This window comes from Streptomyces sp. NPDC005551 (genome assembly GCF_042871785.1).
GTDB lineage: Bacteria > Actinomycetota > Actinomycetes > Streptomycetales > Streptomycetaceae > Streptomyces.
The window spans coordinates 140,193-161,589 of record NZ_JBIAJE010000005.1 but is presented as its reverse complement, the minus strand read 5'-3'; the positions used below and the strand labels follow the sequence as shown (position 1 = coordinate 161,589).

The window sequence follows — 21,397 nt, the reverse complement described above, 5'->3', positions numbered from 1 at the left end:
CGTCCATGTCAGTGCCGCACCCCGAGCGGGCCGACGCACCCCCGGACGGGGGCCCTTCCGCCCTCGCGGGTCCGGACGACGCGCTGCCCGCCCCCTGGCGTCCGTTCTGGGGCGGTCAGGGGCCGGTCGTCGCGGCGGTCGCCCTCGGCGGCGGCATCGGCGCCGCCGCCCGGTACGGCGCGTCGCTGCTGTGGCCCGCGCAGACCGGCGGTTTCCCGTGGACCACGTTCGGGGTCAACGTCGTGGGCTGCGCCGTCATCGGCGTCCTCATGGTGCTGATCACCGACGTGTGGGCGGCCCCCCGGCTGGTCCGGCCGTTCTTCGGCACCGGGGTGCTCGGCGGCTTCACCACCTTCTCGACGTACGCCGTCGACACCCAGCGCCTGGCCGACGCGGGGCACGCCCCCACCGGGTTCGCCTACCTCGCCGCGACCCCCTGCGCGGCGCTGGCGGCGGTGTGGCTCGCGGTGACGGCGACGCGCCGCACCCTGACCGGGAGGCACCGATGACGAACGCGCGCGTCCGGCACGCCGACCGGGAAGACGAGTCCGTCAGGACGGGCGGGAAAGGTATGAGGTCGCGGTGAACTGGCTGCTCGTCATCGCCGGCGGCATGGTCGGCGCCCCGCTGCGCTACCTGACCGACCGCGCGGTGCAGTCCCGGCACGACACGGTCCTCCCCTGGGGCACCTTCACGGTGAACACCGCCGGCTGTCTGATCCTCGGCCTGCTGACCGGCGCCACCGCCGCGGGCGCCGCGACGTCGCACCTCCAGCTGCTTCTCGGCACCGGCCTGTGCGGCGCGCTCACCACGTACTCGACCTTCTCCTACGAGACGCTGCGGCTGGCCGAGGACGGTGCCCGGCTGCACGCGGCCGCCAACGTCGTCGCGAGCGTGGTGACGGGACTGGGCGCCGCGTTCGCCGGGGCCGCCCTGGCCGAGACCTGGTGGCCCCGGTGACCTGAGCCGGAGAGTCGGCGGGGCCGTCCGGGGCGAGCCCCCCGGGCCCGGCGCGCGGCACAATGGCGATCATGTCCGTGTCCTCGTCCGCCCTCACCTTCCAGCCGGTGCTCGAACGCATCGCCACCGAGATCGCGCAGCGACCCGGCCGCGGGCGGCCCGCCGACTACATCCCGGCGCTGGCCGCCTGCGACCCGCGCCGGTTCGGCATGGCCGTCGCGGAACTGGACGGCACGGTGTACGGCGTGGGGGACTGGCGGCAGCCGTTCTCCGCGCAGTCGATCACCAAGGTCTTCACGCTGGCGCTCGACCTGGCCCGGGAGGGCGACGAGCTCTGGGAGCACGTGGGCCGCGAACCGTCCGGCAACCCCTTCAACTCCCTGGTGCAGCTGGAGTACGAGAACGGCATCCCGCGCAATCCGTTCATCAACGCGGGCGCGCTCGTCGTCACCGACCGCCTTCAGACCCAGACCGGTGACGCGGCGAACACGCTGCTGGAGTTCCTGCGGGCCGAGAGCGGCAACCGGGACCTCACCTTCGACCCGGAGGTCGCCGCCTCCGAGGCGGCGCACGGCGACCGCAACGCGGCCCTCGGTCACTTCATGGCGGCGTACGGGAACATCGGCAACGCGGTGCCCGTCCTGCTGGAGCAGTACTTCCGGCAGTGCTCGGTCGAGGCATCCTGTGCCGATCTCGCGCTCGCCACCGGTTTCCTGGCCCGTCACGGGGTGCGCGCCGACGGCTCCCGGCTGCTGACCCGCAGCCAGGCCAAGCAGGTCAACGCGGTCATGCTGACCTGCGGCACGTACGACGCGGCGGGGGACTTCGCCTACCGTGTCGGGCTGCCCGGCAAGAGCGGCGTCGGCGGGGGCATCATCGCGGTCGTACCGGGCCGGTGCACGCTGTGCGTGTGGAGCCCGGGACTCGACGAACGGGGCAACTCGGTGGCCGGGGTCGCGGCCCTCGACCGTTTCACCACGCTGACGGGACTGTCGGTGTTCTGAGGTCCGCCACCGGCGCCGGGTCAGCCGCGCGTGGCCCGGCCGCCCAGCAGCCGCAGGGCGAGGGCCACCGCGCCCGCGCCCGCGCCGGCCGCGCCCGCGATCACCGCCGCCTCCGGCCAGCCGGTGCCGCCAGGGGCGGTGGGGCGGGGAGGCGGCGCGGCGGGACCGGCCTGCGCTGTCGCCGGGGCGGGCGGCGACGCGACGGCCGCGGCGGTCCGGGCCGGCACGAGGGAACCGACCGCGGTGACCCGGCCGGCGGCGGCGAAGCCCCAGTCGAGCAGCGACCTGGCCTCCTCGTACACGGCGCGGGAGCCGCCCGCCTGAGGGTTCATCACGGTGACGACGAGCGTGCGCCCGCCCCGTCGCGCGGCGGCCACGAGCGTACTGCCCGCGTTGCTGGTGTAGCCGTTCTTCACCCCGATCAGGCCCGGATACGGTGCGACGCCGTCCGCGCCGGTGAGCAGCCGGTTGGTGTTCTGGATGTCGTACGCCCATCCGCCCGCGGGAAAGCTGGCCCGCACGGTGGCGCAGTACCGGGCGAAGTCCGGGTTGCGCAGCCCGGCCCGGCCGAACACGGCGAGGTCGTACGCCGACGAGACCTGGCCGGGGGCGTCGTAACCGTCGGGGGAGACGACCCGGGTGTCGAGCGCGCCGAGGGCATGTGCCCTGGCCTGCATCTGGGCCGCCGTGGCACGCCAGCCGCCGTTCAGGGACGCCAGGACGTGCACGGCGTCGTTGCCCGAGTTCAGGAAGACGCCGCGCCACAGGTCGGCGACGCGGTAGGTGCGCCCCTCGGCGACCCCGACCCGGCTGCTGCCGTCGCCGATCCCCGTCAGCTCGGCCTCCGTGACGGTGTGTTCGACGCCGCCGGGCAGGACAGGCAGCACGGTGAGCGCGAAAAGGGTCTTGAGGGTGCTGGCGGGCGGCAGCGGCCGGTGCGCGTCGTGCCCGGCGAGCACCTCACCCGTGCGGGCGTCCGCCACCACCCACGAGAGCGCGGACACCTGGGGGAGCGCCGGCGCCCCGGCGAGGGGCAGGACCTGGGTTCCGGAGCGGTACAGCGAGGGTGGCGGCGAGGCCGCGGGTCCCGCCGCTCCCGGGTCCGTCCCGGCGCGGGCGACGGCCGGGTCCGGGGCGAGGGCCAGCACGCCGATCGCGCAGGCGACGGAGCACGAGACGGCAATACGGGTTGAGAATCCGATGGTCATATGATCAACGTAGGAATGGTTGCGCCGTCCGCCGGGGTGCCAGGGCCGGGCCGCCGGGTTCCAGCACCCGGATGCCGCATGTGGGCGGGTGTCAGGCCGCGGGCAGTGTCGGCTGGACCTGGCGCAGGAAGGCCGCGTTTCCCGGGGTGGCGCGCAGCCGCTCCAGGAGGGTTTCGAGGTTCGCCTGCGTGTCCCGCGTCTGCAGGGCGCGGCGCAGTCCCCGTACGGCCGCCAACTCGGGTGCGGGCAGCAGGAGTTCTTCGCGCCGGGTGCCGGAAGGGGCGATGTCGACGGCCGGGAAGACGCGCCGGGAGGCGAGTGTCCTGTCCAGGCGCAGTTCCATGTTGCCGGTGCCCTTGAGTTCCTCGAAGAAGAAGTCGTCGGCGCGGGAACCGGTCTCGACCAGGGCCGTGGCGAGGATTGTGAGGGAACCGCCCTCCTCGGCCAGGCGTGCGGCGCCGAAGAGCTGCTTGGGGCGCTGGAGCGCGGACGCGTCGACGCCGCCGCTGAGGGTGCGGCCACCGGCGGCGGCCGCGTTGTTGTGGGCCCGGCACAGCCGGGTGAGGGAGTCCAGGAGGATGACGACGTCCTGTCCCGCCTCGACGAGCCGCTTCGCCCGCTCGACGACGAGTTCGGCGAGCGCGATGTGCTGCTTCGGTGTCCGGTCGAAGGTCGAGGCGAACACCTCGCCGCGTACCGAGCGGCGCATGTCGGTGACCTCCTCGGGCCGCTCGTCGAGCAGCACCACCATGAGATGGCACTCCGGGTGGTTGCCGGCGACGGCCGCGGCGATCTGCTGGAGCAGCACCGTCTTGCCGGTCCTGGGCGGCGCCACGATCAGGCCGCGCTGGCCCTTGCCGACGGGCGCCAGGAGGTCGACGACGCGTCCGGTCAGGCCGCTCGCCGGGTGTTCCAGGCGGAGCCGCTCGCGGGGGTGCAGCGGGGTGAGGTCGCGGAAGTGCGGGCGGTGGCGCAGCTCCTGGAGGTCGCGGCCGTTGACCGCCCGCACCTCGGCGAGAGCGCGGGCCGCGCCGCGTACGCCTTCGAGGGTGTCGCCCGTGCGCAGTCCGTGCCGGCGGATGAGCGCGGCGGGGACCTGCACGTCGGACGGCGTGGCCTCGCAGCTCGCCCGGCGCAGGTGCCCCTGCCCGTTGTGCGCGATGTCGAGGATGCCGCAGGCCTGCGTCGGGAGCTGCTTCTGCACCGGGGGGTGTTCGAGTGCGGTGGTCATGCGAGGTCCTTTCCAGGACGGATTCATCAGGTCACGAGAGGGGGAGGGGAGGGCCGGAGAGGCGGCGTTGTTCACGCCTCGTGCGGCAGGAAGGCGTCACCACGGGTGCGACGGACGGAAGAGGACGACGAAGACGTCCGTGTCCGTGCGCGGGAGGTGCTGCCGGGAAGCCGGGACCGCCGGTCCGCGAAGGACGGGCGCTACAGCTGGAGGAGAGGGATTCCGCACCGGCACCCCGAGAAGGGGTGTACACAAGTGCTGATGGAACGATACCACACAGGGCGGGGTGAGTGGGGGCGGCTCGGTCCGGTGCGGGCGGCGACGGGTTGGGCGGCCCGCACGAGGGTGGTCCGCACGAGGGTGGTCCGCACGAGGGTGGTCCGCACGGGGTGGTCCGCACGGGGTGGTCCGTCCGTTCCCCACCGGCCTGGTGCGCCGCGATACGAGCGGGCAGAATCGGCCCCGTACGGCCCAACTCCCCATGCCCGTCAGGAGAAACCGGTGGAGACCACGCCCGGAGTGCCGCACACCATGGATGCGGCCGGCGGCTGCCCGCACGCGGCCAACGCGCGACTGCTGGCGCGCGGCACGGTCGCGCACGTCGTCCTGCCCGGTGGGGTCGAGGGCGTGGCCGTGCTCGGGCACGACGTGCTGAAGGAGTTCCTCGCCCATCCCGACGTGGCCAAGAGCGCCCGGCACTTCACCGCGCTCCGGGAGGGACGGATCGCCGACGGCTGGCCCCTGCTGACCTTCGCCACCGTCCAGGGAATGACGACCGCCGACGGCGAGGACCACCGGCGGCTCCGGGCGCTGGTGAGCAAGGCGTTCACGCCCCGGAGGGTCGAGGAACTGCGGCCGAGGGTCGAGGAGTTGACCGCCCGGCTGCTCGACGACCTGGGAGCGGCGGCGGACGCGGGAGGCGGAGTCGCGGATCTGCGGCGGCACTTCGCGCTGCCGCTGCCGATGGGGGTCATCGGCGAACTCCTCGGCGTCGACGCCGAGTTCCGGGACACCCTGCACCATCTGTCGAACAAGGTGGTTGCCACGGACATCGGGCCCGAGGAGGCCGTCGCCGCGAACCGCGAACTGGTGGACGTGCTGAGCGCCGTGGCGGCGGCTCGGGCGGAGCAGCCGGGCGACGACCTGACCAGCGCGCTGACAGCCGCCCGCGACGAGGACGGCGGGCGGCTCAGCCGGCCGGAACTCATCGGCACCCTGCTGCTGATGGTCATCGCGGGGCACGAGACCACACTGAACCTCATCACGAACGCCGTGCGCGCGCTGTGCGGTCACCGGGACCAGCTGGAGGCGGTCAGGGACGGTGCGGCGGGCTGGCCGGACGTGGTCGACGAGACGCTGCGCTGGGACGCGCCGGTCAGCTACTTCCCGTTCCGCTATCCGGTGCGGGACCTGACGGTCGACGGCACGCTCATCCCCAAGGGCACGCCGGTGCTGGCCGGTTACTCCGCCGCCGGGCGCGATCCGGCCGCGCACGGGGCGGACGCCGGCCGGTTCGACGTGACCCGGCCGCGCAGGCCCGGTGCCGTACGGAATCTCTCCCTCGGGCACGGGGCGCACTACTGTCTCGGCGCCCCGCTGGCCCGGATGGAGGCGACCATCGCCCTTGAACGGCTGTTCGCCCGCTTCCCGGACCTCGACCTCGCCGTGCCCGAACGGGAACTCCCGCGGTCCTCCAGTTTCGTCGGCAACAGCGTGCGCGAACTGCCCGTACGCCTCTGAGTGCGTCGGCGTGCGCGGTGCCGGCGCACTCCGATCGTCGTAAGCTGCACGCGATGTTCACTCCCGAGGGTCCGACCCTGCGCGAACTGGCCGTTCAGGCCCTCTCGTCCGTCGAGCACGGCTACGACCTGCTCGCGCCGAAATTCGACCACACCCCGTTCCGGACACCCGACGCGATCCTCGACGCCGTGGCACGGGCGCTCGGCCGGTTCAAGCCCTTCGGTCACGGGCTCGACCTGTGCTGCGGCACCGGCGCCGGCCTGTCGGTGCTGGGCGAGCTGTGCGGCCGGAGCGTTACCGGTGTCGACCTCAGTGCGGGGATGCTGGCGGTGGCACGGGAGCGGCATCCGGGCCCTACGAGGACCGGCGCACCGCGCGTCTCCTGGGTGCGCGGCGACGCCCGTGCCCTCCCCTTCGGACCGGCCTTCGATCTCGTCGTCAGCTTCGGGGCGTTCGGGCACTTCCTGCCGCGGGAGCTGCCGGGCCTCTTCCGCGGGGTGCACGCCGTCCTGCGGCCGGGCGGTCGCTTCGCGTTCCCCGTCGCCGCCCCGGCCCCGCCGAGCTCTCCCTGGTACTGGGCCCTGCTCGGCTTCGACGCGGCGATGCGGGTGCGCAACGCCGTCCGGCGTCCGCCGTTCGTGATGTACTACCGGGCCTTCCGACTGGGTGACGTGCGGCGGGAGCTGGAACGGGCGGGCTTCGCGGTCGAGCTGCACGCCCTGCCCGAGTTCGGACGCAGGCGGGACGGCAGCCCGCGCTGCCGCATGGTCGTCGCCACGCGCACGGACGCGACGACACCCGGCTGAGCACACCCGTCGGCCCCCGGTGCCGACCACGCCCTCCACCCGGGGATGCCGCTGCCGGGCACGGGTGCGGGTCTGTGGAGACGGCCGGCCGCCCGGGACCCGGAGGGTTCCGGACGGCCGGGTGACCTGCCCCGGTGACATCCTCCGCGAGGGACGTCACCGGGCCCGCGTCAGCTCTTGATGAAGGCCAGCAGGTCGGTGTTGAACGCCTTCTCGTACTCGCCCACCAGGCCGTGCGGGGCGCCCGGGTAGACCTTGAGGGTGGCGTCCTTGACCAGCTCGGCCGTCTTGTGGGCGGCGGCGCCGATCGGCACGATCTGGTCGTCGTCGCCGTGCGCGACGAGCGTCGGCACGTCGATGCGCGCCAGGTCCTCGGTGAAGTCGGTCTCCGAGAACTGCTTGACGCAGTCGTAGGCGGCCTTCACGCCGGCCTGCATGCTCCACAGCCAGAAGGCGCGGCGCATGCCCTCGGAGACCGCGGCGCCGGGGCGGTTGAAGCCGAAGAACGACTCGCTCAGGTCCCAGTAGAACTGCGAACGGTCCGCCTCGACCCCGGCGCGGATCCCGTCGAAGACCTCCAGGGGCGTGCCCTCGGGGTTCGCGTCCGTCTTCAGCATCAGCGGCGGCACGGCACCCAGCAGCACCACCTTGGCGACCCGGCCGGACCCGTGCCGGCCGATGTAGCGGGCCACCTCGCCGCCGCCGGTCGAGTGACCGACCAGGACGACGTCGGTGAGGTCGAGCTTCTCGATGAGCTCGGCCAGGTCGTCGGCGTACTGGTCCATGTGGTTGCCCTGCCACGACTGTGCGGAGCGGCCGTGCCCGCGGCGGTCGTGGGCGATGGCCCGGAAGCCGTTCTCGGCCACCAGGCGCAGCTGTCCGTCCCAGGTGTCGGCGTTGAGCGGCCAGCCGTGGCTGAAGACGACCGGCTGCCCGCTGCCCCAGTCCTTGTAGAAGATGTCGGTGCCGTCCGACGTGGTGAACGTGCTCATGGTGTTGCCTTTCGGAAGTGGGACGCGGTGCGTCCGGTCGGGTGAGGCCGGTGGCCGTGCGCCGGGCCGGGCCACTCGGCGCAGGGACGGCGACGTGGTCGGTCGGCGCGCGGACGGGGCCCGTCGGGCGCCGCACCGGGCCGGGCGCGGGACGCGCCCCTGTCCAGCACGTTAGGCGTTCGGGGCCGTCGAGGGATCTGTCAGATGACTGCATGTCGCCGCCGACCGGCACGGGGTGCGTCCCCCGTCCGCCGCCCGTGACGTCACGAGCGGCGGCTCTCCCGCGCGGCCGGGGAGCCGGCCGCCGTCCGGACGGCCTCCGTCACGCGGTCCACGAGAACCCACGACCGGGCGCTCACCACGCCGGTGTCCGTGTACGTCCCGGCAGGGAGGCGCGGGACGTCACCCGGCCGCGGGCAGGGTGAACTCGTACACGAGCGCGTCCTGCTGGGTCTCCACGACCAGGTCCGTGATCTCCAGCGGCCGGTCGTACTGGTCGTGCACCCGACGGGTGACCCGCACCGACCGGGGCAGCTGCGAGATGGAGTCCCGGTGGTGCAGGGTCAGACCCGCCCTGCGCATCCAGTCGTAGGCCCGCCGCAGGTGCGCCGAACCGCTGCCGTCCGCGCGGTCGCGGTAGCGGGCCAGCTCCTCGACCTCGGCGAGGGCGACCGCGGAGAAGGACGTCACGGCCGTCCGCAGGCCGGTCCCGTCCGCGGCTGCCGACTCGTAGCGGTGGACCAGCGTCGGCCGCCGCGGGGCGAGACCCAGCGCCCTGGCGTGCTCCGGCGGGGGAGCCTCCCAGGTGACGCTGGTCCGGTGCACGGCGCACGGTTCGGCGGTGTGCGCCCCGACGGGGAAGTCCAGGGAGGGCACGTGCTCGACGGTGGTCCCGGGCAGCGTGGCATGGCTGCCGCGCCGGTCCGTGGAGACCAGCCCGCTGCCGCGCAGCATCTGCAGGGCCTGGCGGACGGTCTCGCGGCTGACGCCGAAACGCGCCGCCAGATCCCGTTCCCCGGGCAGGCGTTCGCCCGGCGGGATGTTTCCCTCCCGCAGTTCGTCGAGCAGTTGCGTCGCGATGCGCCGGTAGCGGGGTTCGTGGTCGGTCGTGTGGACGGTGCGGGACATGTCCGCGCCTCCTGTTTGGTGACAAGGTGTAGCCGTACGGGCTCGGTGCGCGACCACAATTAGCATTGGTCTAAACCACTAGGGAAGAGCAACCCGCCGGTTCGGCCGATTTCAGCCCGCACCGCCCCCCAATGCCGACGTCCTCAGAGCGCGCCGTACAGAGCGTCCACCAGTGCCGTCTTGCGCGGGTCGTCGGCGATGTGCGGGCCCATGCGGTTCATCACGTACCCCAGGGAGACACCCGCCTCCGGGTCCGCGAGGCCGCAGGAGCCCCCGAAGCCGTCGTGTCCGAAAGCCCTGGGGTTGGGCCCGTACGAGCCGTTGGGCCCACTGAGCCACAGCCCGAGGCCGAGCTCCGTCTCGTGCGCGAAGCCGGCCCCCAGCACCAGGTCGCGGCAGCTGCCCTGCCCCTCGCGCACCCGCTCGGCCGCTCTGGCCGACAGCACCTGCCGGGAGCCGTACGAGCCCCGCCCGGCGAAGATCCCGTACAGCGCGGCGACCGCACGCGCCGTGCCGTGACCGTTGGCCGCGGGAATCTCCGCCGCCCGCCACCGCGCGGTGCCCGCCTCGGCGGCACCGACGGACGGGTTGGCGAGCGCCGCCAGCGCCGCGGGCGCCAACCCGGCGAAGACCGCCGCCTGTCCGCTCGTCGTCGCGGCCCGCGGATGCACCAGCTCGGCCGCCCGGCCGGCCTCCTTCTCGGGCAGTCCGATCGTGAAGTCGATCCCGAGTGGCCCCGTCACCTCCCGTTCCAGGAACGCACCCGGCAGCAGCCCGGAGACCCTGCGCACCACCTCTCCGACCAGGAACCCGTAGGTCAGCGCGTGATACCCGGACCGCGTCCCCGGCTCCCACCACGGCTCCTGCGCCGCGAGCCGCGCGACCGTCAGCTCCCAGTCACAGAGCTGCTCCAGGGTGTGCGGCTCCCGCAGCCCCGACAGCCCCGCCCGGTGCGACAGCAGGTGCCGGACCAGCACGGACTCCTTGCCCGCCGCGGCGAACTCCGGCCAGTACGCGGCCACGGGCGCGTCGAAGTCGAGCAGCCCCCGGTCGGCGAGGATGTGCGCGCACAGCGCGGTCGGGCCCTTCGACGTCGACCAGACGTTCACCAGCGTCTCGCTCTCCCAGGGGCGGGTGCGGGCGGCATCGGCCCAGCCGCCCCACAGGTCCACCACCGTCTCCCCGCCGAGGACGACGGCCACCGCCGCGCCGAGCTCCTCGCGCGCGCGGAAGTTCTCCTCGAACGCCGTGCGCACCGCCGAGAAGCGCGCGTCGCAGTGACCGTGCACCTGAGGTACTCGCGGGGACATGGGACCTCCGTCGTCCGTCGTGGCCGCGGAGCACCGGCCGGCGCTCCGCGCCCATGAACGTACCGACTGGTCGGACTGGGGGGAACCCGCCGGATCGCATCGCCCCGTCCTTCACTCCGCGATCTTCCGCATGTCACCCAACACCCCTACGCTGCACTGCGGTTGACCACCCGAAGCTCCGAAGGCAGGGGGAAACATGCCCAGACATGCGCAGGCGTGGACGCGTACCGGGTTCACGGTGACGGCGGCAGCCGTGCTCGCCCTGGCCGCCTCACCGCCTTCCACGGCCGCGGACCCGGCGTACTCGGCCACCACCTGGGTGGGCGTCCACAACGCCTACGAGAAGGCCAAGTTCCCCTACTTCGCCGACGCCCTGGACTCCGGCGCCGGGATGCTGGAACTCGACGTGTGGACCAACGTCTTCGGCTCCTCCTGGCGGGTCTCGCACAGCAACCCGCTCGGCAACGACAACAACTGCGAGAACGCGGCCCGGGCCTCCGAACTGCGCACCAGGACACGCAACCGCGACCTCGGCGGCTGCCTGGCCGACATCAGGGCCTGGCACGACGCCCACCCCGGCCACCGGCCGATCCAGCTCAAGGTGGAGATGAAGGACGGCTTCCAGGGCAGGAACGGCCGCGGGCCCGCCCAGTTGGACGCCCTGCTCACCGCCAGGCTCGGCGACGCACTGCTCCGCCCCGCCGACGTCGTCGCCTCCCACCCGGACCTCGACTCGGCGGTCCGCGCCGACGGCTGGCCCGCCCGCTCCGCCCTCGCGGGCAAGTTCGTCGTCGAGCTGATCCCCGGCACGGTCGAGGAGGGCAACCCCGCCGACACGCTGTGGACGGACCGCGAGTACGCCACCCACCTGCGCGACCTCGCCGCCGCCGGGCGCCTGCGCGAGGCCGCCGCCTTCCCCGCCGTGCACGGTGCCGCCGCGGGCGACCCGCGCACCCGGTACACGGACCCGACGATCCGCCCGTGGTTCGTGGTCTTCGACGGCGACGCCACCGCCTACACCAACGGTTCGATCGACACCGCCTGGTACGACGAGCGGCACTACCTGGTCGTCATGACCGACGCCCACGGCGTGGCCCCGGCCATCGACGGCACCAGTCCGACGCAGAGTCAGGCCCTGGACCGGGTGGCCCTGCTGGCCGGACGGCACGCCAGCGTGGTGTCGGCGGACTGGTACCCGCTGCCCGCCGTCCTGTCCACGGTCGTACCGCGCGGGAAGGCGGGCTGAGTTCCCCCGGCTCCGACGGGTGACGCCAGGGCGTCCCGGCAACCGCCGGGACGCCTCAGAGGTGCCGTGGCAGCCAGCGGAGCTTCGCCGCCTCCTGGTAGGGGCCGCCGCCCTCGTGGTCGTTGAAGTCGTAGACCTCCATCGTCTTGTCGTCGTGCGTCCACGCGTTGAAGGCGGCGTAGACGGTCGACGGCGGGCACGTCTGGTCCTCCAGCGCCACCGAGAACAGTGCGGGCGCCCGGCCGCGCGCGGCGAAGTGCACCCCGTCGAAGTACGCCAGTGTGGTCATCACCCGCTCGGTACGGCCGCGGTGGGTCTTGAGGTACTTGCCGATCTCGCGGTAGGGGTCGCGGTCCGTCAGCGTCGTCGCACGCGGGAAGTCGCACAGGAACGGCACGTCCGGCGCGACCGCCGCCAGGTCGGGCACCAGACCGCCGACCGCGATGCTGATGCCGCCGCCCTGGCTCGCACCGACGACGGCGGTGCGGGCCGCGTCCGTCAGGGGGTGCGCGCGGGCCGCCTCCACGGCACGCACCGCGTCCGTGTACACCCGCCGGTAGTAGTAGCTCTCCGGGTCCTCGACCCCGCGGGTCATGAACCCGGGGAACGCGGGCGCGCTGCCCACCGGGTCGGGGGTCTCGCCGCCGCCCCAGGCACTGCCCTGACCCCGGGTGTCCATGACGAAGTGGGCGAAGCCCGCCGAGGCCCACAGCAGATGCGTGTGCGGCAGACCGCGCCCGCCGCCGTAGCCGACGAACTCGACGACCGTGGGAACCGGCGCGTCCGTACCTGCCGGCAGGGTCAGCCACCCCTTGACCGGGTGACCGCCGTAGCCGGCGAACGTCACGTCGAACTGCTCGACCGTCCGAAGACGCGTCTGGACCGGTTCGTAGCGGGCGTCCAGCTCGTGCTCGCGGGCTTCCTGGAGGGTCTTGGCCCAGAAGGCGTCGAAGTCCTCGGGCTCGGCCGACGCGCTGCGGTAGCCGCGGAGCTCGTCGAGGGGGAGGTCGAACAGGGCCATGAAGGACCACCTTTGACATCGGATGCGGATGATCACACCGTACGGGCGGGGCACGCGCGCCCGCCAGGCCCTCTTGCGCCGACCAGCCACCACCGACCACCGACCAGCGACCAGCGACAGGCGGGCAACGCCCGGCGGCCGGGGACAGATGACCGGCGGCCGGCGGTGAGAGTGACGAGCGGCGAACGGTGACGGGCGACGACCGCGCGGGACGCGCCGGAGCGTGAGCGGACGGTGCGATGTCCGAACTCGCCGCTACGTTTCCTCCATGACGGAATTCGTACTGGTGGCAGGCGCGTGGCTGGGATCGTGGGCGTGGGACGAGGTGGTGCCGGAGCTGCGTGCGGCGGGGTGCGGCGCGCACGCCGTGACGTTGTCCGGTCTCGCCGAGAGGCAGGGGACGCCGGCCGGACAGCGGACTCACGTGGACGACATCGTCGCCGAGGTGGAACGCCTCGACCTGCGCGACGTCGTCCTGGTGGGACACAGTTACGCGGGCATTCCGGTCGGCCAGGCCGCCCTGCGGATCGGCGGCCGGCTGGCCCGGGTCGTCTTCGTCGACTCCGAGATCCCCGTCGACGGTGTCTCGTTCGCCGCCAACTGGTGGCAGGGCCAGGAGAGGTTCGAGGCCTCGCTCGCGGAGAACGGCGGCTTCTGGGAGCCGCTGACCGCGGACGGCTACGACGGCCAGGGCCTCACGAGTGAGCAGATCGCGCGGATCGCGGCCGGTGCGACCCCACACCCGGGCGCCTCGCTGACCGAACCCGCCGTCCTGCCGCGCCCCCTCGACGAGTTGCCCGCGACGTACGTCAAGTGCCTGCTGGACGGCCCCGAGCCGAACGACGACGTGGCCGACGCGCTGAGGAGTGAACGGTGGCGGCTGGTGGAGATGGACACCGGCCACTGGCCCATGTTCTCCCAGCCCCACGAGCTGGCGCGGATCCTGCTCGACGAGTGCCGCTGACGCGGGGCCGCCGCCGGTCACCGCTCCCGGCGTCCCGCGGCGGATGCCCCCGCGCGGCCCGCGCCGCCCGCGGGCCCGACGGGACGCCCGGGGCGGCGCGCCGGGCTCAGCCGAAGCGTTCGATGCGGATACGGTCCACCGGCTGGCCCGCCCGGACCAGCAGCCGTGACGCGTGCTCCGCGAATCCGTTGGAGCCGCACACATAGGCCTCCCACCCGCCCGGCGGCTGCTCGGCCAGGAGCGGCGCCACATGTGCCGCCGACAGACGGCCGACCGGCACACCCTCCGGTGCCCTGCGCGTGAAGACCGGAGTGGTCTCCTCGCCGTACTCCCGCGCGTAGATCAGCTCTTCGGGGGAGCGGGCGGAGACGAGCAGCCGCAGCGGGACCGTGAGCCCGCGCGCGCGACGGTGCCGCACCATCGACATCAGCGGCACGACACCGGAGCCCGCGCCGAGCAGCAGCGCGGGCCGGTCGCCGGGCCAGGCGAAGAAGCCGCTGACCGGGCCGCGCACCTGCACCTCGTCCCCGGGCCTGGCCACCGTGTGGAACCAGCCGGACACCTCACCGCTGTCGACGTGGTCCAGGGTGAGTTCGATGTGCCCGCTGTCGTCGGGCGCGGACGCCAGGGAGTAGTGGCGCTGGGCCGTGTAGCCGTCCCGGGCGGTCAGCCGCAGCATCAGGTGCTGCCCGGGCAGATGGCCCGTCCAGCCGGGCACCGCGAAACGGAACGTCGAGGCGTGTGCCGTCTCGCGGCGGATCGCGGTGAGCGTGGCGGTCTGCCAGTGCGCGGCGGCCTGCTCGCCCACGGCGATCCGGCCGGGCACGGCGAACGGGGTCGGGGGCACGAATGTCTCAGTCACCGGAGTAGCGCTGCTCTTCCCAGGGGTTGCCGCGTGCGTGATAGCCGTTCTGTTCCCAGAAGCCGGGTGCCTCGTGGTCCAGGAGCGTGATGCCCGCGATCCACTTGGCGCTCTTCCAGAAGTACAGGTGCGGCACGACGAGCCGTGCCGGGCCGCCGTGCTCGGCGGGGAGCGGTTTCCCGTCGTACTCCCACACGATCCAGGCGCGCGAGCCCGTCAGGTCCGCCAGCGGGAGGCCGGCCGTGTACCCGGTGTGCGAGTAGGCGACGGCGTGGGTGGCGGCGGAGTCCGGGCGCACGAGAGCGAGGAAGGCGTCCAGGGACACGCCGCCGAAGCGCACCCCGAACTTCGACCAGCTCGTCACGCAGTGGATGTCGCCCTCGTACGCCGACGCAGGCAGCGCGTGAGCCTCGTCCCAGTCCCAGGTGCGCGGCTCTGCGACAAGGCCGTCGATCCGGAAGGTCCAGTCGGCCGGCGTCAGCTCGGGCGTGACCTCGGCGGAGAGGACGGGCCAGTCGTCGCCCGCGTCGTACTGACCGGGCGGCAGGCCGGCGTTCGGGACTCGGGTGCGCCCGGTGAAGCCTCGGGTGACGTTCATGGGGTGGTGCCTCCAGGCCGCCTTCGGGACGGCGCGGGGTCGGTCTCGGTCGGAGTGCGGGCAGGAGCGGGACACCCGCGCGGACAGGTGCTCGCGCGGTCCCGGCGTACGCATTCAACCGTACGCGGACCCGGGTCCGCCCCGGCGCCCCGGGGGACGACGGCTCCGACTGTTGCGGCCGTATGAACTCTCCGCGGCCCCGGGAATAGCGGTGTCGTGATCTCCCTTGCCGTAGGTGCCGACGCCGGTGGCGTCCGGCCGGCGGCAGCGAAGGGAGAGTGAGGCAGCCATGCCCGAGGCGTACGTGTTCACCCGGTACGGCGGTCCGGAGACCGAGGCCCTCGCCGGCCGGGAGCGGCCGGTCCCCGGGCCCCGCGGCATCCATGCGCGCGGCGAGACCGTGATCGAGGTCGCCGCATGAGCACCGGGGCGCGCACGGAGCGGCATGCGGCCCGTACCGAGGTCCCGCGGGGGAGCGCCGCCCGGCACGTCCTCGACAATCCGGCCCTCGCCTCGCTGACCGGCCCGCACGCCCGCTTCGCCGAGCGCCGGGGCCGCGTGCTGCGCTATCCGGCCGACGTGTCGCCGTGGCTGGCGCTCCCGGACGAACCCGACGCCCGCGACTGGGCGGATCTGGCGGCACTCGTCGGCCCCGGCGGGGAGGCGCCGCTGGCCGGCTTCCGCGGACGGATCCCGCCCGGGTGGGAGGTGACCTTCAGCCTCGAAGGCGTCCAGCTCGTCGACGACGGGCTCGCCGCGGCGCCGGACCCGGAAGCGGTGCGGCTGGGTCCCGCCGACGTACCGGAGATGCTGGACCTGGTCCGGCGCACCCGGCCCGGCCCGTTCCTGCCGCGCACGGTGGAACTCGGCACCTACCTGGGGATCCGCCGCGGCGGCGCTCTCGTGGCGATGGCGGGGGAGCGGCTGCACCCGCCGGGCTGGACCGAGATCAGCGCCGTCTGCACCGACCCGGACTTCCGGGGGCAGGGGCTGGCGGGGCGGCTGGTCCTGGCCGTCGCGCACGGCATCCGCGACCGCGGCGAGACCCCGTTCCTGCACACCGGCGCGGGCAACACCGACGCCGTCCGGCTCTACGAGGCCCTGGGTTTCCGGCTGCGGCGCACCACCCGCTTCATGGCGGCACGGGTACCGGAGCACGCGACGGACGCACCCGCCCCGGCCGTCGCCTGAGGAGACGGGGCCACCGCCATCGGGGCGGAGCCGGCGCGCCGACCGTCCGGGGCGACCGGCGGTCCCGCTGGTCGCACCGGACTCCGGGAGTCCGCCGGACGCGAGTCCCGCGTTCAGCCCGGGGAAGGACTGTCGGCCGGGGTGTCGGAGCCCGACCCGTTGTACCGCAGCAGGTACTCCGCGAACCGCGCCAGGTCCTCCTCGGACCAGCCGTCGAGCCGCTCGCGGAACGCGGTTCTGCGGCTCTCGGTCACCTGGACGAGGATCGCCGTGCCTGCCTGTGTCAGATGCAGCACCTGCACCCGGTGGTCCTCGGGGTCCAGGCGCCGCTCGACGAGGCCGGCGCGTTCCAGGGCGGCGACCTGGCGGCTCACCGTGGACTTGTCCAGCGCATAGTGCGCGGCGAGGTCGGTGGCCCGGCAGCCGCCCCGCTCCTCGAGATGCCCCAGCAGGGTGTACGAGACGAGCGACAGCTCGGGATGCATGCGTCCGGCCGACGCCCGGGCGCGCCGGGCGAAGGCCGTCATCTCACGCTGGATGGTCTCGACCGCCCCGTCGGGGGACCGGCCGGTCCCTTCCCGGTCCCGGGCGGCGGTCTCGCCGGACTCGTCTGACACGGTCACGGAACACCTCCCTCTCTCCTGGTTGTATAGTACAACTGAAACCTGAGTTGTATAAGCCAACCAACGGAGGTTCCGTGCTCACCGGCCTGCGCTCCCCGGCCCTGCGCCACGTACTGACGCACCTCATCACCCCCCTGCTGATGTGCGTCGGCATGGGGCTCGCCTACCTGGGAGCCTTCGCCACTCCCGAGCCGAACCACCTGCCCGTCGCCGTCGTCGGCTCCGGGGCCGAGACGAAGGTCTTCGCGCAGACCGTCAAGGACCGGGCGGGTGACGCACTCGACGTCCGGACCATCGCGACCCGCGCCGAGGCGGTCGACCTCCTGAAGTCCCGTGACATCACCGGTGCCTACGCGGCGAACGGCAGGACGCCCGAACTGCTCGTGGCCACCGCCGCGTCCGACATGGGCGCCCTGTCCGTGGAAAAGGTCTTCACCCCGGTCGCCGCCCGGCAGGGCCTGCCCCTGAAGGTCACCGACGTCACCCCGACGGTCGCCGACGACCCCACGGGGCAGGGCCTGTTCTTCCTGCTCGTCGCGCTGAGCATCGGCTCGTACGCCTCCGTCGCCGCACTCGGCGCCGCCGGCGGAGCCCTGCCGATGCGGATACGGGGCCTGCTGGCCGTCGCGGTCTCCGGTGTCGTGAGCGTCATCGGCGCGCTGCTCGCCGGGCCGGTCTTCCACCTCGCGCACCACGACCTCGCGGGCGTGTGGGGGATGAGCTGGCTCTACTCCGCGGGCATCCTGTTCGTGGGCGTCGGACTCCACACGTTCCTCAAGCGGTGGACCACCCTCGCCATGATGGTGCTGTTCGTGATGCTCAACTTCACCAGCTCAGGCGGGTTGTTCCGGCCCGAGCTGCAGAACGGCTTCTTCGGCACCCTGCACGCCTTCTGGAACGGGGCGGGATTCGTCGAGGGCGTCCGCGCACTCCTCTACTTCGACCGTGACGGGCTGTCCGGCAACGTGGGAACGCTCGTCGCCTGGCTCGCCCTCGGCCTGCTGGTGACCGCGGCCGCCGGCGCGGCCGAGCGGGCGCGCGCCCGGCGCGCCGCACCCGCCGCACAGGCGGAGACGGCCGCCGAAACGGCGTCCCCCGGGGCGAGTTCGGCCTCCGTCCGGGCCGAGGAGGAGACCGAGGAGGAGCTGGAGGAGTCGGTCGCCGTCTGATCGTTCCTGTAATGTGGTCGCGGCCGTGGACGTCCCCGGCCGGGAGTTGTCAGGAGGTGAGACCCATTACCGCTGTGTCAGGCCGGGTGCTCTCACCTCGAGGCAACACGGGTCACCTGCTCTAGGTGCCCGCGAGAGCGCCCTTCGGTCCATCGAAAGGCTCTCGGCTTCCATGCCCTCCCTCTCACCCTCCGCCGTCGTCGCCGCACTTCGCACCGCAGGCTGTGTGTTCGCCGAGGACGAAGCGGAGTTGATCCTCGCAACCGCCCGTGACCAGGCCGAGGCCGCCGCCATGGTCGACCGCCGTGTCGCCGGTCTGCCCCTGGAACACGTCGTCGGCTGGGCCGAGTTCCACGGACTGCGCATCACCGTGGACACGGGCGTCTTCGTGCCCCGCCGCCGCACCGAGTTCCTCGTCCGCCAGGCCGTCGCGCAGGCCCGGCGGGCGGCCGTCGTCGTGGACCTGTGCTGCGGCTCGGGCGCGGTGGGCGCGGCACTCGCCGTCTCCCTCGACGGGCCCGAGCTGCACGCCGCCGACATCGACCCGGCGGCGGTGCGCTGCGCCCGCCGCAATGTCGCCGCCTTCGGAGGCCGGGTGTACGAGGGCGACCTGTTCGACGCCCTGCCCGGCACCCTGCGCGGGCGCGTCGACGTCCTGGCCGCGAACGTGCCCTACGTCCCCACCGGCGAGGTCGGCCTGCTGCCTCCGGAGGCGCGTGACCACGAACCGCTGATGGCCCTCGACGGGGGTGCCGACGGCCTGGACGTGCTGCGCCGCGTCGCCGCCGACGCCCCGCACTGGCTGGCACCCGGCGGCTGCCTGCTCGTCGAGACGAGCGAACTCCAGTCACCCGCGGCCCTCGACGTCCTCGCCCGCAGCGGTCTCGTCCCGCGCCTCGCGGTCTCCGAGGAGATGTACGCCCACGTCGTCATCGGCGTCCGGCCCGGCTAGGCGGTTTCGTTCGGGACCAGGGGCGGGGCCTCAGTGGGCCCCGCCCCCGGTTGCGTTGCTCAGAGCGTCGCGGAGTTCTCGTGCCAGTGCCCCTGACGCAGGCTGTGCGGTGCGGCGAGGGACGGAGCCGCTGGGTTCACCGTCCAGTCGGGGTGGCCGGGCATGCGCGGAGTCTTCGTGCCGTAGAGCCAGTCCCGCAGGAAGCCGGACTGGTCCTGGCCCGAGACCGTCGAGGCCACGGCTATGTAGTCGTCCGTCGTGGCCGCGGAGTTGCGGAAGCGATCGAGGAACGCCCGCTCGACGCGGTTGAAGACCTCCTCTCCGACCAGCTCGCGGAAGGCGTACAGGACGAGGACGCCACCGAGGTAGCGCTGGCTGTCGAAGAGGTTGACCGCGTTGGGGGCGGCGACCGGGCCGGAGTCACGGCGCCACTGGTCGCCCCTGGCGTAGGTGTCCTTCATCCGGGCTTCCATGCTGCTCAGCCCGAGGGAGTCGGTCCAGCCGCGCTCGTACCGGTACAGGAGGCCGTAGTAGTCGGCGTGCCCCTCGTTCAGCCACAGGTCCGCCCAGGTGGCCGGGCTGACGAGGTTGCCGAAGTACGAGTGGACCAGTTCGTGCATCATGTGCGAGCCGATCTTCTTCTCCTCCTGGAGCAGGAAGTTCGGCTTGTAGAGCGTGAGTGTCTGGGTCTCCAGTCCGGTGAAGTCGAAAGCCGCCGGGTCGTCGGAGTTGCACGGCAGCAGCCCGTACGTCTCGAACGGATAGGCCCCCAAGCGGTCCTCCAGCCAGGCCACCAGACCCGGTGTCAGAGACAGGGCCGGTTCAAGAGCCTCGGCGCGGGCGGTCGGGACGACGTCGCGCAGCGGCAGTCCGTGCGGCCCCTGCCGCTCCTTGATCACGTAGTCGCCGACGGTGACCTGGACGAGTTCGGTGGCGATCGGGGAGGCCGATCGGTACGAGTACGCGGTACGGCCGTCGGCGAGTTTCTCGGTGCAGGTGAGCCGGCCGCTCGCGACCGCGCGCAGCCCGTCGGGGACCGTCAGGCGGAAGGAGAAGTCGGCCTTGTCCGAGGGGTGGTCGTTGCAGGGGAAGACGGTGTGCGCGGAGTTCGGCTGGGGACAGATCGCGAAGCCGTCCGCCGTGGGCACCCAGGCGGTGTGGGACAGTGCGCGGCGCGGGTCGGCGGAGTATTCGATCCGAAGGGTCACGGCCTTCTTCGGCGGCAGGGGCCTGGCCGGAGTGATGCGCAGCTTTTCGTCGGCCTGCTCCCAGGTGGCGGAGCGGCGGTCGACGTCCACCGCGCGGATGTCGAGCCCCAGGGCGTCGAGCGAGAGCCGGTTGAGCACTCGGTCCGCGCGGATGCTCAGCGTCGCGGTGGCCTGGACGAGCCCGGTGGCGGCGTCGTAAGCGAAGTCGAGGTCGTACGAGGACACGCGATAGCCCTCGTTGCCGAGGCTCGGGAAGACCGGGTCGCCGAGAGTCTCGGGGCCCGGGGTCCCCGGCCCGTCGGGGCTGGGGGAAGCGTGGGCGGCAGTGCCCAGGGTCAGTGCGGTCGCTGTGCCGAACAAGGCGGCCGCAGGGGCCGTCACTCTGGAGCGATATCTCATGGTCCGCTTTCGCTGAGGCGGCCGGGTGGTCACGCCGGCCGTCGGTGAGTAGCCGATCACCCGTCTAGATCAGCGAAGGGGCCGTTTGGTTGCCTGCAGCAGGAGCCGGCCCGAAAGGTCCGGGAAAACAGGTGCGGTCGACCGCGTACCACGCGACCGAACCACCCGCCGGTGGTGGACGGTTCCCGCGCCGGTGCGCCACGCTCAGGCCGGGCCCGTGAAGCCGGGCGCCGCCCCCGCGGGCCCGCCCACGACCGTGAGAAGGTCCACGACGAAGATCAGTGTCGAGCCCGCCGGGATCAACGGAGAGGGGGACTGCCTGCCGTAGCCGAGACGCGGAGGAACGATGATCTCGCGGCGGCCGCCGACCTTCATTCCCCTCACTCCCCGGTCCCAGCCCTTGATGGCCCTGCCGCCGCCCACGGCGAACTTGAACGGCCGGCCCAGTTCCCAGGAGGAGTCGAACTCCCTTCCGGATGCGAACGTGACCCCTACATAGTGAACCTGGACGACCCTGCCCGGCAGCGCTTCGGGTCCGTCCCCGACCACCAGGTCCCGGATCGTCAGCTCGGAGGGCGCGTCACCCTCGGGAACCTCGATGCTCGGCTTCGTCCGTTCGCTCATCGCGGCCTCCTCGCTCGCCACCGGGATCCCTCGCGCGGGCCGGCCGGGACCCATGGACCTTCCATGCGGCAGACGATCACGCTACCGGCCGTGCGCACGCTCCCGGGCGCGCACCCCGTGCCGTGGCTGCGTGCCCCCTGTTCCCGGGCGCCGGGTCGCCC

The 21,397-nt window shown here is 73.2% G+C and carries 22 protein-coding genes; 11 read left to right on the top strand and 11 right to left on the bottom strand.

Going from position 1 to position 21,397, the window contains the following annotated elements:
• Positions 1 to 5: 5 nt before the first annotated feature.
• The 3 genes from crcB (ACFYP4_RS16135) to ACFYP4_RS16125 all read left to right on the top strand — a co-directional run bounded on the left by crcB (ACFYP4_RS16135) (position 6) and on the right by ACFYP4_RS16125 (position 1,964).
• Positions 6 to 509, top strand: a complete 504-nt coding sequence (gene crcB, locus ACFYP4_RS16135; RefSeq protein ID WP_388785855.1) for a fluoride efflux transporter CrcB — start codon at positions 6 to 8, stop codon at positions 507 to 509.
• A gap of 73 nt (positions 510 to 582) precedes the next feature.
• Positions 583 to 960, top strand: coding sequence for a fluoride efflux transporter CrcB (gene crcB, locus ACFYP4_RS16130; RefSeq protein WP_358852134.1), 378 nt, complete (start codon positions 583 to 585; stop codon positions 958 to 960).
• Positions 961 to 1,022: 62 nt separating this feature from the next.
• Positions 1,023 to 1,964 (top strand): glutaminase, encoded by a 942-nt coding sequence (locus ACFYP4_RS16125; protein ID WP_358852133.1) that lies wholly within the window; start codon positions 1,023 to 1,025, stop codon positions 1,962 to 1,964.
• Positions 1,965 to 1,984: 20 nt separating this feature from the next.
• Here ACFYP4_RS16125 and ACFYP4_RS16120 read toward each other — a convergent pair whose 3' ends face one another.
• Both ACFYP4_RS16120 and rho read right to left on the bottom strand, forming a co-directional pair.
• Positions 1,985 to 3,172, bottom strand: a complete 1,188-nt coding sequence (locus ACFYP4_RS16120) for a D-alanyl-D-alanine carboxypeptidase family protein (protein ID WP_388785852.1) — start codon at positions 3,170 to 3,172, stop codon at positions 1,985 to 1,987.
• A 91-nt stretch (positions 3,173 to 3,263) separates the two neighbouring features.
• Positions 3,264 to 4,403, bottom strand: coding sequence for a transcription termination factor Rho (rho, locus tag ACFYP4_RS16115; protein WP_358852131.1), 1,140 nt, complete (start codon positions 4,401 to 4,403; stop codon positions 3,264 to 3,266).
• 531 nt (positions 4,404 to 4,934) lie between these two features.
• Here rho and ACFYP4_RS16110 point away from each other — a divergent pair.
• Entirely contained in the window at positions 4,935 to 6,143 is a 1,209-nt protein-coding gene (locus ACFYP4_RS16110; protein ID WP_388786238.1) for a cytochrome P450, read from the top strand.
• 53 nt (positions 6,144 to 6,196) lie between these two features.
• On the top strand, positions 6,197 to 6,949 hold the full coding sequence (locus ACFYP4_RS16105; RefSeq protein ID WP_388785850.1) for a class I SAM-dependent methyltransferase: 753 nt from the start codon (positions 6,197 to 6,199) through the stop codon (positions 6,947 to 6,949).
• 170 nt (positions 6,950 to 7,119) lie between these two features.
• Here ACFYP4_RS16105 and ACFYP4_RS16100 read toward each other — a convergent pair whose 3' ends face one another.
• From ACFYP4_RS16100 to ACFYP4_RS16090, 3 genes are all read right to left on the bottom strand, one after another.
• Complete coding sequence (locus ACFYP4_RS16100; RefSeq protein WP_358852129.1) at positions 7,120 to 7,941, bottom strand: alpha/beta hydrolase; 822 nt, start codon at positions 7,939 to 7,941, stop codon at positions 7,120 to 7,122.
• Positions 7,942 to 8,343: 402 nt separating this feature from the next.
• Positions 8,344 to 9,069, bottom strand: coding sequence for a GntR family transcriptional regulator (locus tag ACFYP4_RS16095; RefSeq protein WP_358852128.1), 726 nt, complete (start codon positions 9,067 to 9,069; stop codon positions 8,344 to 8,346).
• Between the two features lie 143 nt (positions 9,070 to 9,212).
• Positions 9,213 to 10,379 (bottom strand): serine hydrolase domain-containing protein, encoded by a 1,167-nt coding sequence (locus ACFYP4_RS16090; RefSeq protein ID WP_358852127.1) that lies wholly within the window; start codon positions 10,377 to 10,379, stop codon positions 9,213 to 9,215.
• A 196-nt stretch (positions 10,380 to 10,575) separates the two neighbouring features.
• On the opposite strand from ACFYP4_RS16090, the gene ACFYP4_RS16085 reads away from it, so the two are divergent.
• Positions 10,576 to 11,625, top strand: coding sequence for a phosphatidylinositol-specific phospholipase C domain-containing protein (locus ACFYP4_RS16085; RefSeq protein ID WP_358852126.1), 1,050 nt, complete (start codon positions 10,576 to 10,578; stop codon positions 11,623 to 11,625).
• A gap of 55 nt (positions 11,626 to 11,680) precedes the next feature.
• Here the strand turns inward: ACFYP4_RS16085 and ACFYP4_RS16080 are convergent, their stop codons facing one another.
• Positions 11,681 to 12,646 carry an acetylxylan esterase gene (locus ACFYP4_RS16080; RefSeq protein WP_358852125.1) on the bottom strand — a complete coding sequence of 322 codons (966 nt, stop codon included), beginning with the start codon at positions 12,644 to 12,646 and terminating at the stop codon, positions 11,681 to 11,683.
• A gap of 268 nt (positions 12,647 to 12,914) precedes the next feature.
• Between ACFYP4_RS16080 and ACFYP4_RS16075 the strand changes: the two genes are divergently transcribed.
• Complete coding sequence (locus ACFYP4_RS16075; RefSeq protein WP_388785846.1) at positions 12,915 to 13,610, top strand: alpha/beta fold hydrolase; 696 nt, start codon at positions 12,915 to 12,917, stop codon at positions 13,608 to 13,610.
• 106 nt (positions 13,611 to 13,716) lie between these two features.
• Here the strand turns inward: ACFYP4_RS16075 and ACFYP4_RS16070 are convergent, their stop codons facing one another.
• The gene (locus tag ACFYP4_RS16070; protein WP_358852123.1) at positions 13,717 to 14,472 is read right to left on the bottom strand and encodes a ferredoxin reductase; all 756 of its coding nucleotides are present in this window, start codon (positions 14,470 to 14,472) and stop codon (positions 13,717 to 13,719) included.
• A complete protein-coding gene (locus tag ACFYP4_RS16065; protein WP_358852122.1) occupies positions 14,465 to 15,070 on the bottom strand; it encodes a sulfite oxidase-like oxidoreductase in 606 nt (201 codons plus the stop codon). The genes ACFYP4_RS16070 and ACFYP4_RS16065 overlap by 8 nt, the downstream gene beginning before the upstream one ends.
• Positions 15,071 to 15,359: 289 nt before the next feature.
• Between ACFYP4_RS16065 and ACFYP4_RS16060 the strand changes: the two genes are divergently transcribed.
• Positions 15,360 to 15,491: a hypothetical protein gene (locus ACFYP4_RS16060; RefSeq protein WP_358852193.1), complete on the top strand. Its 132-nt coding sequence runs from the start codon at positions 15,360 to 15,362 to the stop codon at positions 15,489 to 15,491.
• The gene (locus ACFYP4_RS16055) at positions 15,488 to 16,261 is read left to right on the top strand and encodes a GNAT family N-acetyltransferase (RefSeq protein ID WP_358852121.1); all 774 of its coding nucleotides are present in this window, start codon (positions 15,488 to 15,490) and stop codon (positions 16,259 to 16,261) included. Before ACFYP4_RS16060 ends, ACFYP4_RS16055 begins: the two co-directional genes overlap by 4 nt.
• A gap of 113 nt (positions 16,262 to 16,374) precedes the next feature.
• Here the strand turns inward: ACFYP4_RS16055 and ACFYP4_RS16050 are convergent, their stop codons facing one another.
• On the bottom strand, positions 16,375 to 16,788 hold the full coding sequence (locus tag ACFYP4_RS16050; RefSeq protein WP_358852190.1) for a MarR family winged helix-turn-helix transcriptional regulator: 414 nt from the start codon (positions 16,786 to 16,788) through the stop codon (positions 16,375 to 16,377).
• Positions 16,789 to 16,970: 182 nt separating this feature from the next.
• Between ACFYP4_RS16050 and ACFYP4_RS16045 the strand changes: the two genes are divergently transcribed.
• The gene (locus tag ACFYP4_RS16045) at positions 16,971 to 18,053 is read left to right on the top strand and encodes a hypothetical protein (protein ID WP_388786236.1); all 1,083 of its coding nucleotides are present in this window, start codon (positions 16,971 to 16,973) and stop codon (positions 18,051 to 18,053) included.
• Between the two features lie 172 nt (positions 18,054 to 18,225).
• Entirely contained in the window at positions 18,226 to 19,005 is a 780-nt protein-coding gene (locus ACFYP4_RS16040) for a putative protein N(5)-glutamine methyltransferase (protein ID WP_358852120.1), read from the top strand.
• Between the two features lie 59 nt (positions 19,006 to 19,064).
• On the opposite strand, the gene ACFYP4_RS16035 is transcribed toward ACFYP4_RS16040, so the two are convergent.
• Both ACFYP4_RS16035 and ACFYP4_RS16030 read right to left on the bottom strand, forming a co-directional pair.
• Positions 19,065 to 20,612 (bottom strand): M1 family metallopeptidase, encoded by a 1,548-nt coding sequence (locus tag ACFYP4_RS16035; protein ID WP_358852119.1) that lies wholly within the window; start codon positions 20,610 to 20,612, stop codon positions 19,065 to 19,067.
• 204 nt (positions 20,613 to 20,816) lie between these two features.
• A complete protein-coding gene (locus ACFYP4_RS16030) occupies positions 20,817 to 21,236 on the bottom strand; it encodes an FKBP-type peptidyl-prolyl cis-trans isomerase (RefSeq protein WP_358852118.1) in 420 nt (139 codons plus the stop codon).
• Between the last annotated feature and the right edge of the window lie 161 nt (positions 21,237 to 21,397).

Excerpts from the sequence above, each read along its gene's own strand:
- ACFYP4_RS16100 (WP_358852129.1), bottom strand. The coding sequence starts at position 7,941 with ATGAGCACGTTCACCACGTCGGACGGCACCGACATCTTCTACAAGGAC.
- ACFYP4_RS16030 (WP_358852118.1), bottom strand. The coding sequence starts at position 21,236 with ATGAGCGAACGGACGAAGCCGAGCATCGAGGTTCCCGAGGGTGACGCG.
- ACFYP4_RS16060 (WP_358852193.1), top strand. The coding sequence starts at position 15,360 with ATGCCCGAGGCGTACGTGTTCACCCGGTACGGCGGTCCGGAGACCGAG.
- ACFYP4_RS16090 (WP_358852127.1), bottom strand. The coding sequence starts at position 10,379 with ATGTCCCCGCGAGTACCTCAGGTGCACGGTCACTGCGACGCGCGCTTC.
- ACFYP4_RS16040 (WP_358852120.1), top strand. The coding sequence starts at position 18,226 with ATGCCCTCCCTCTCACCCTCCGCCGTCGTCGCCGCACTTCGCACCGCA.
- ACFYP4_RS16085 (WP_358852126.1), top strand. The coding sequence starts at position 10,576 with ATGCCCAGACATGCGCAGGCGTGGACGCGTACCGGGTTCACGGTGACG.
- ACFYP4_RS16110 (WP_388786238.1), top strand. The coding sequence starts at position 4,935 with ATGGATGCGGCCGGCGGCTGCCCGCACGCGGCCAACGCGCGACTGCTG.
- ACFYP4_RS16075 (WP_388785846.1), top strand. The coding sequence starts at position 12,915 with ATGACGGAATTCGTACTGGTGGCAGGCGCGTGGCTGGGATCGTGGGCG.
- ACFYP4_RS16035 (WP_358852119.1), bottom strand. The coding sequence starts at position 20,612 with ATGAGATATCGCTCCAGAGTGACGGCCCCTGCGGCCGCCTTGTTCGGC.
- ACFYP4_RS16125 (WP_358852133.1), top strand. The coding sequence starts at position 1,023 with ATGGCGATCATGTCCGTGTCCTCGTCCGCCCTCACCTTCCAGCCGGTG.
- ACFYP4_RS16105 (WP_388785850.1), top strand. The coding sequence starts at position 6,197 with ATGTTCACTCCCGAGGGTCCGACCCTGCGCGAACTGGCCGTTCAGGCC.
- ACFYP4_RS16095 (WP_358852128.1), bottom strand. The coding sequence starts at position 9,069 with ATGTCCCGCACCGTCCACACGACCGACCACGAACCCCGCTACCGGCGC.
- ACFYP4_RS16050 (WP_358852190.1), bottom strand. The coding sequence starts at position 16,788 with ATGACGGCCTTCGCCCGGCGCGCCCGGGCGTCGGCCGGACGCATGCAT.
- ACFYP4_RS16120 (WP_388785852.1), bottom strand. The coding sequence starts at position 3,172 with ATGACCATCGGATTCTCAACCCGTATTGCCGTCTCGTGCTCCGTCGCC.
- ACFYP4_RS16080 (WP_358852125.1), bottom strand. The coding sequence starts at position 12,646 with ATGGCCCTGTTCGACCTCCCCCTCGACGAGCTCCGCGGCTACCGCAGC.
- crcB (WP_388785855.1), top strand. The coding sequence starts at position 6 with ATGTCAGTGCCGCACCCCGAGCGGGCCGACGCACCCCCGGACGGGGGC.
- rho (WP_358852131.1), bottom strand. The coding sequence starts at position 4,403 with ATGACCACCGCACTCGAACACCCCCCGGTGCAGAAGCAGCTCCCGACG.
- ACFYP4_RS16055 (WP_358852121.1), top strand. The coding sequence starts at position 15,488 with ATGAGCACCGGGGCGCGCACGGAGCGGCATGCGGCCCGTACCGAGGTC.
- ACFYP4_RS16065 (WP_358852122.1), bottom strand. The coding sequence starts at position 15,070 with ATGAACGTCACCCGAGGCTTCACCGGGCGCACCCGAGTCCCGAACGCC.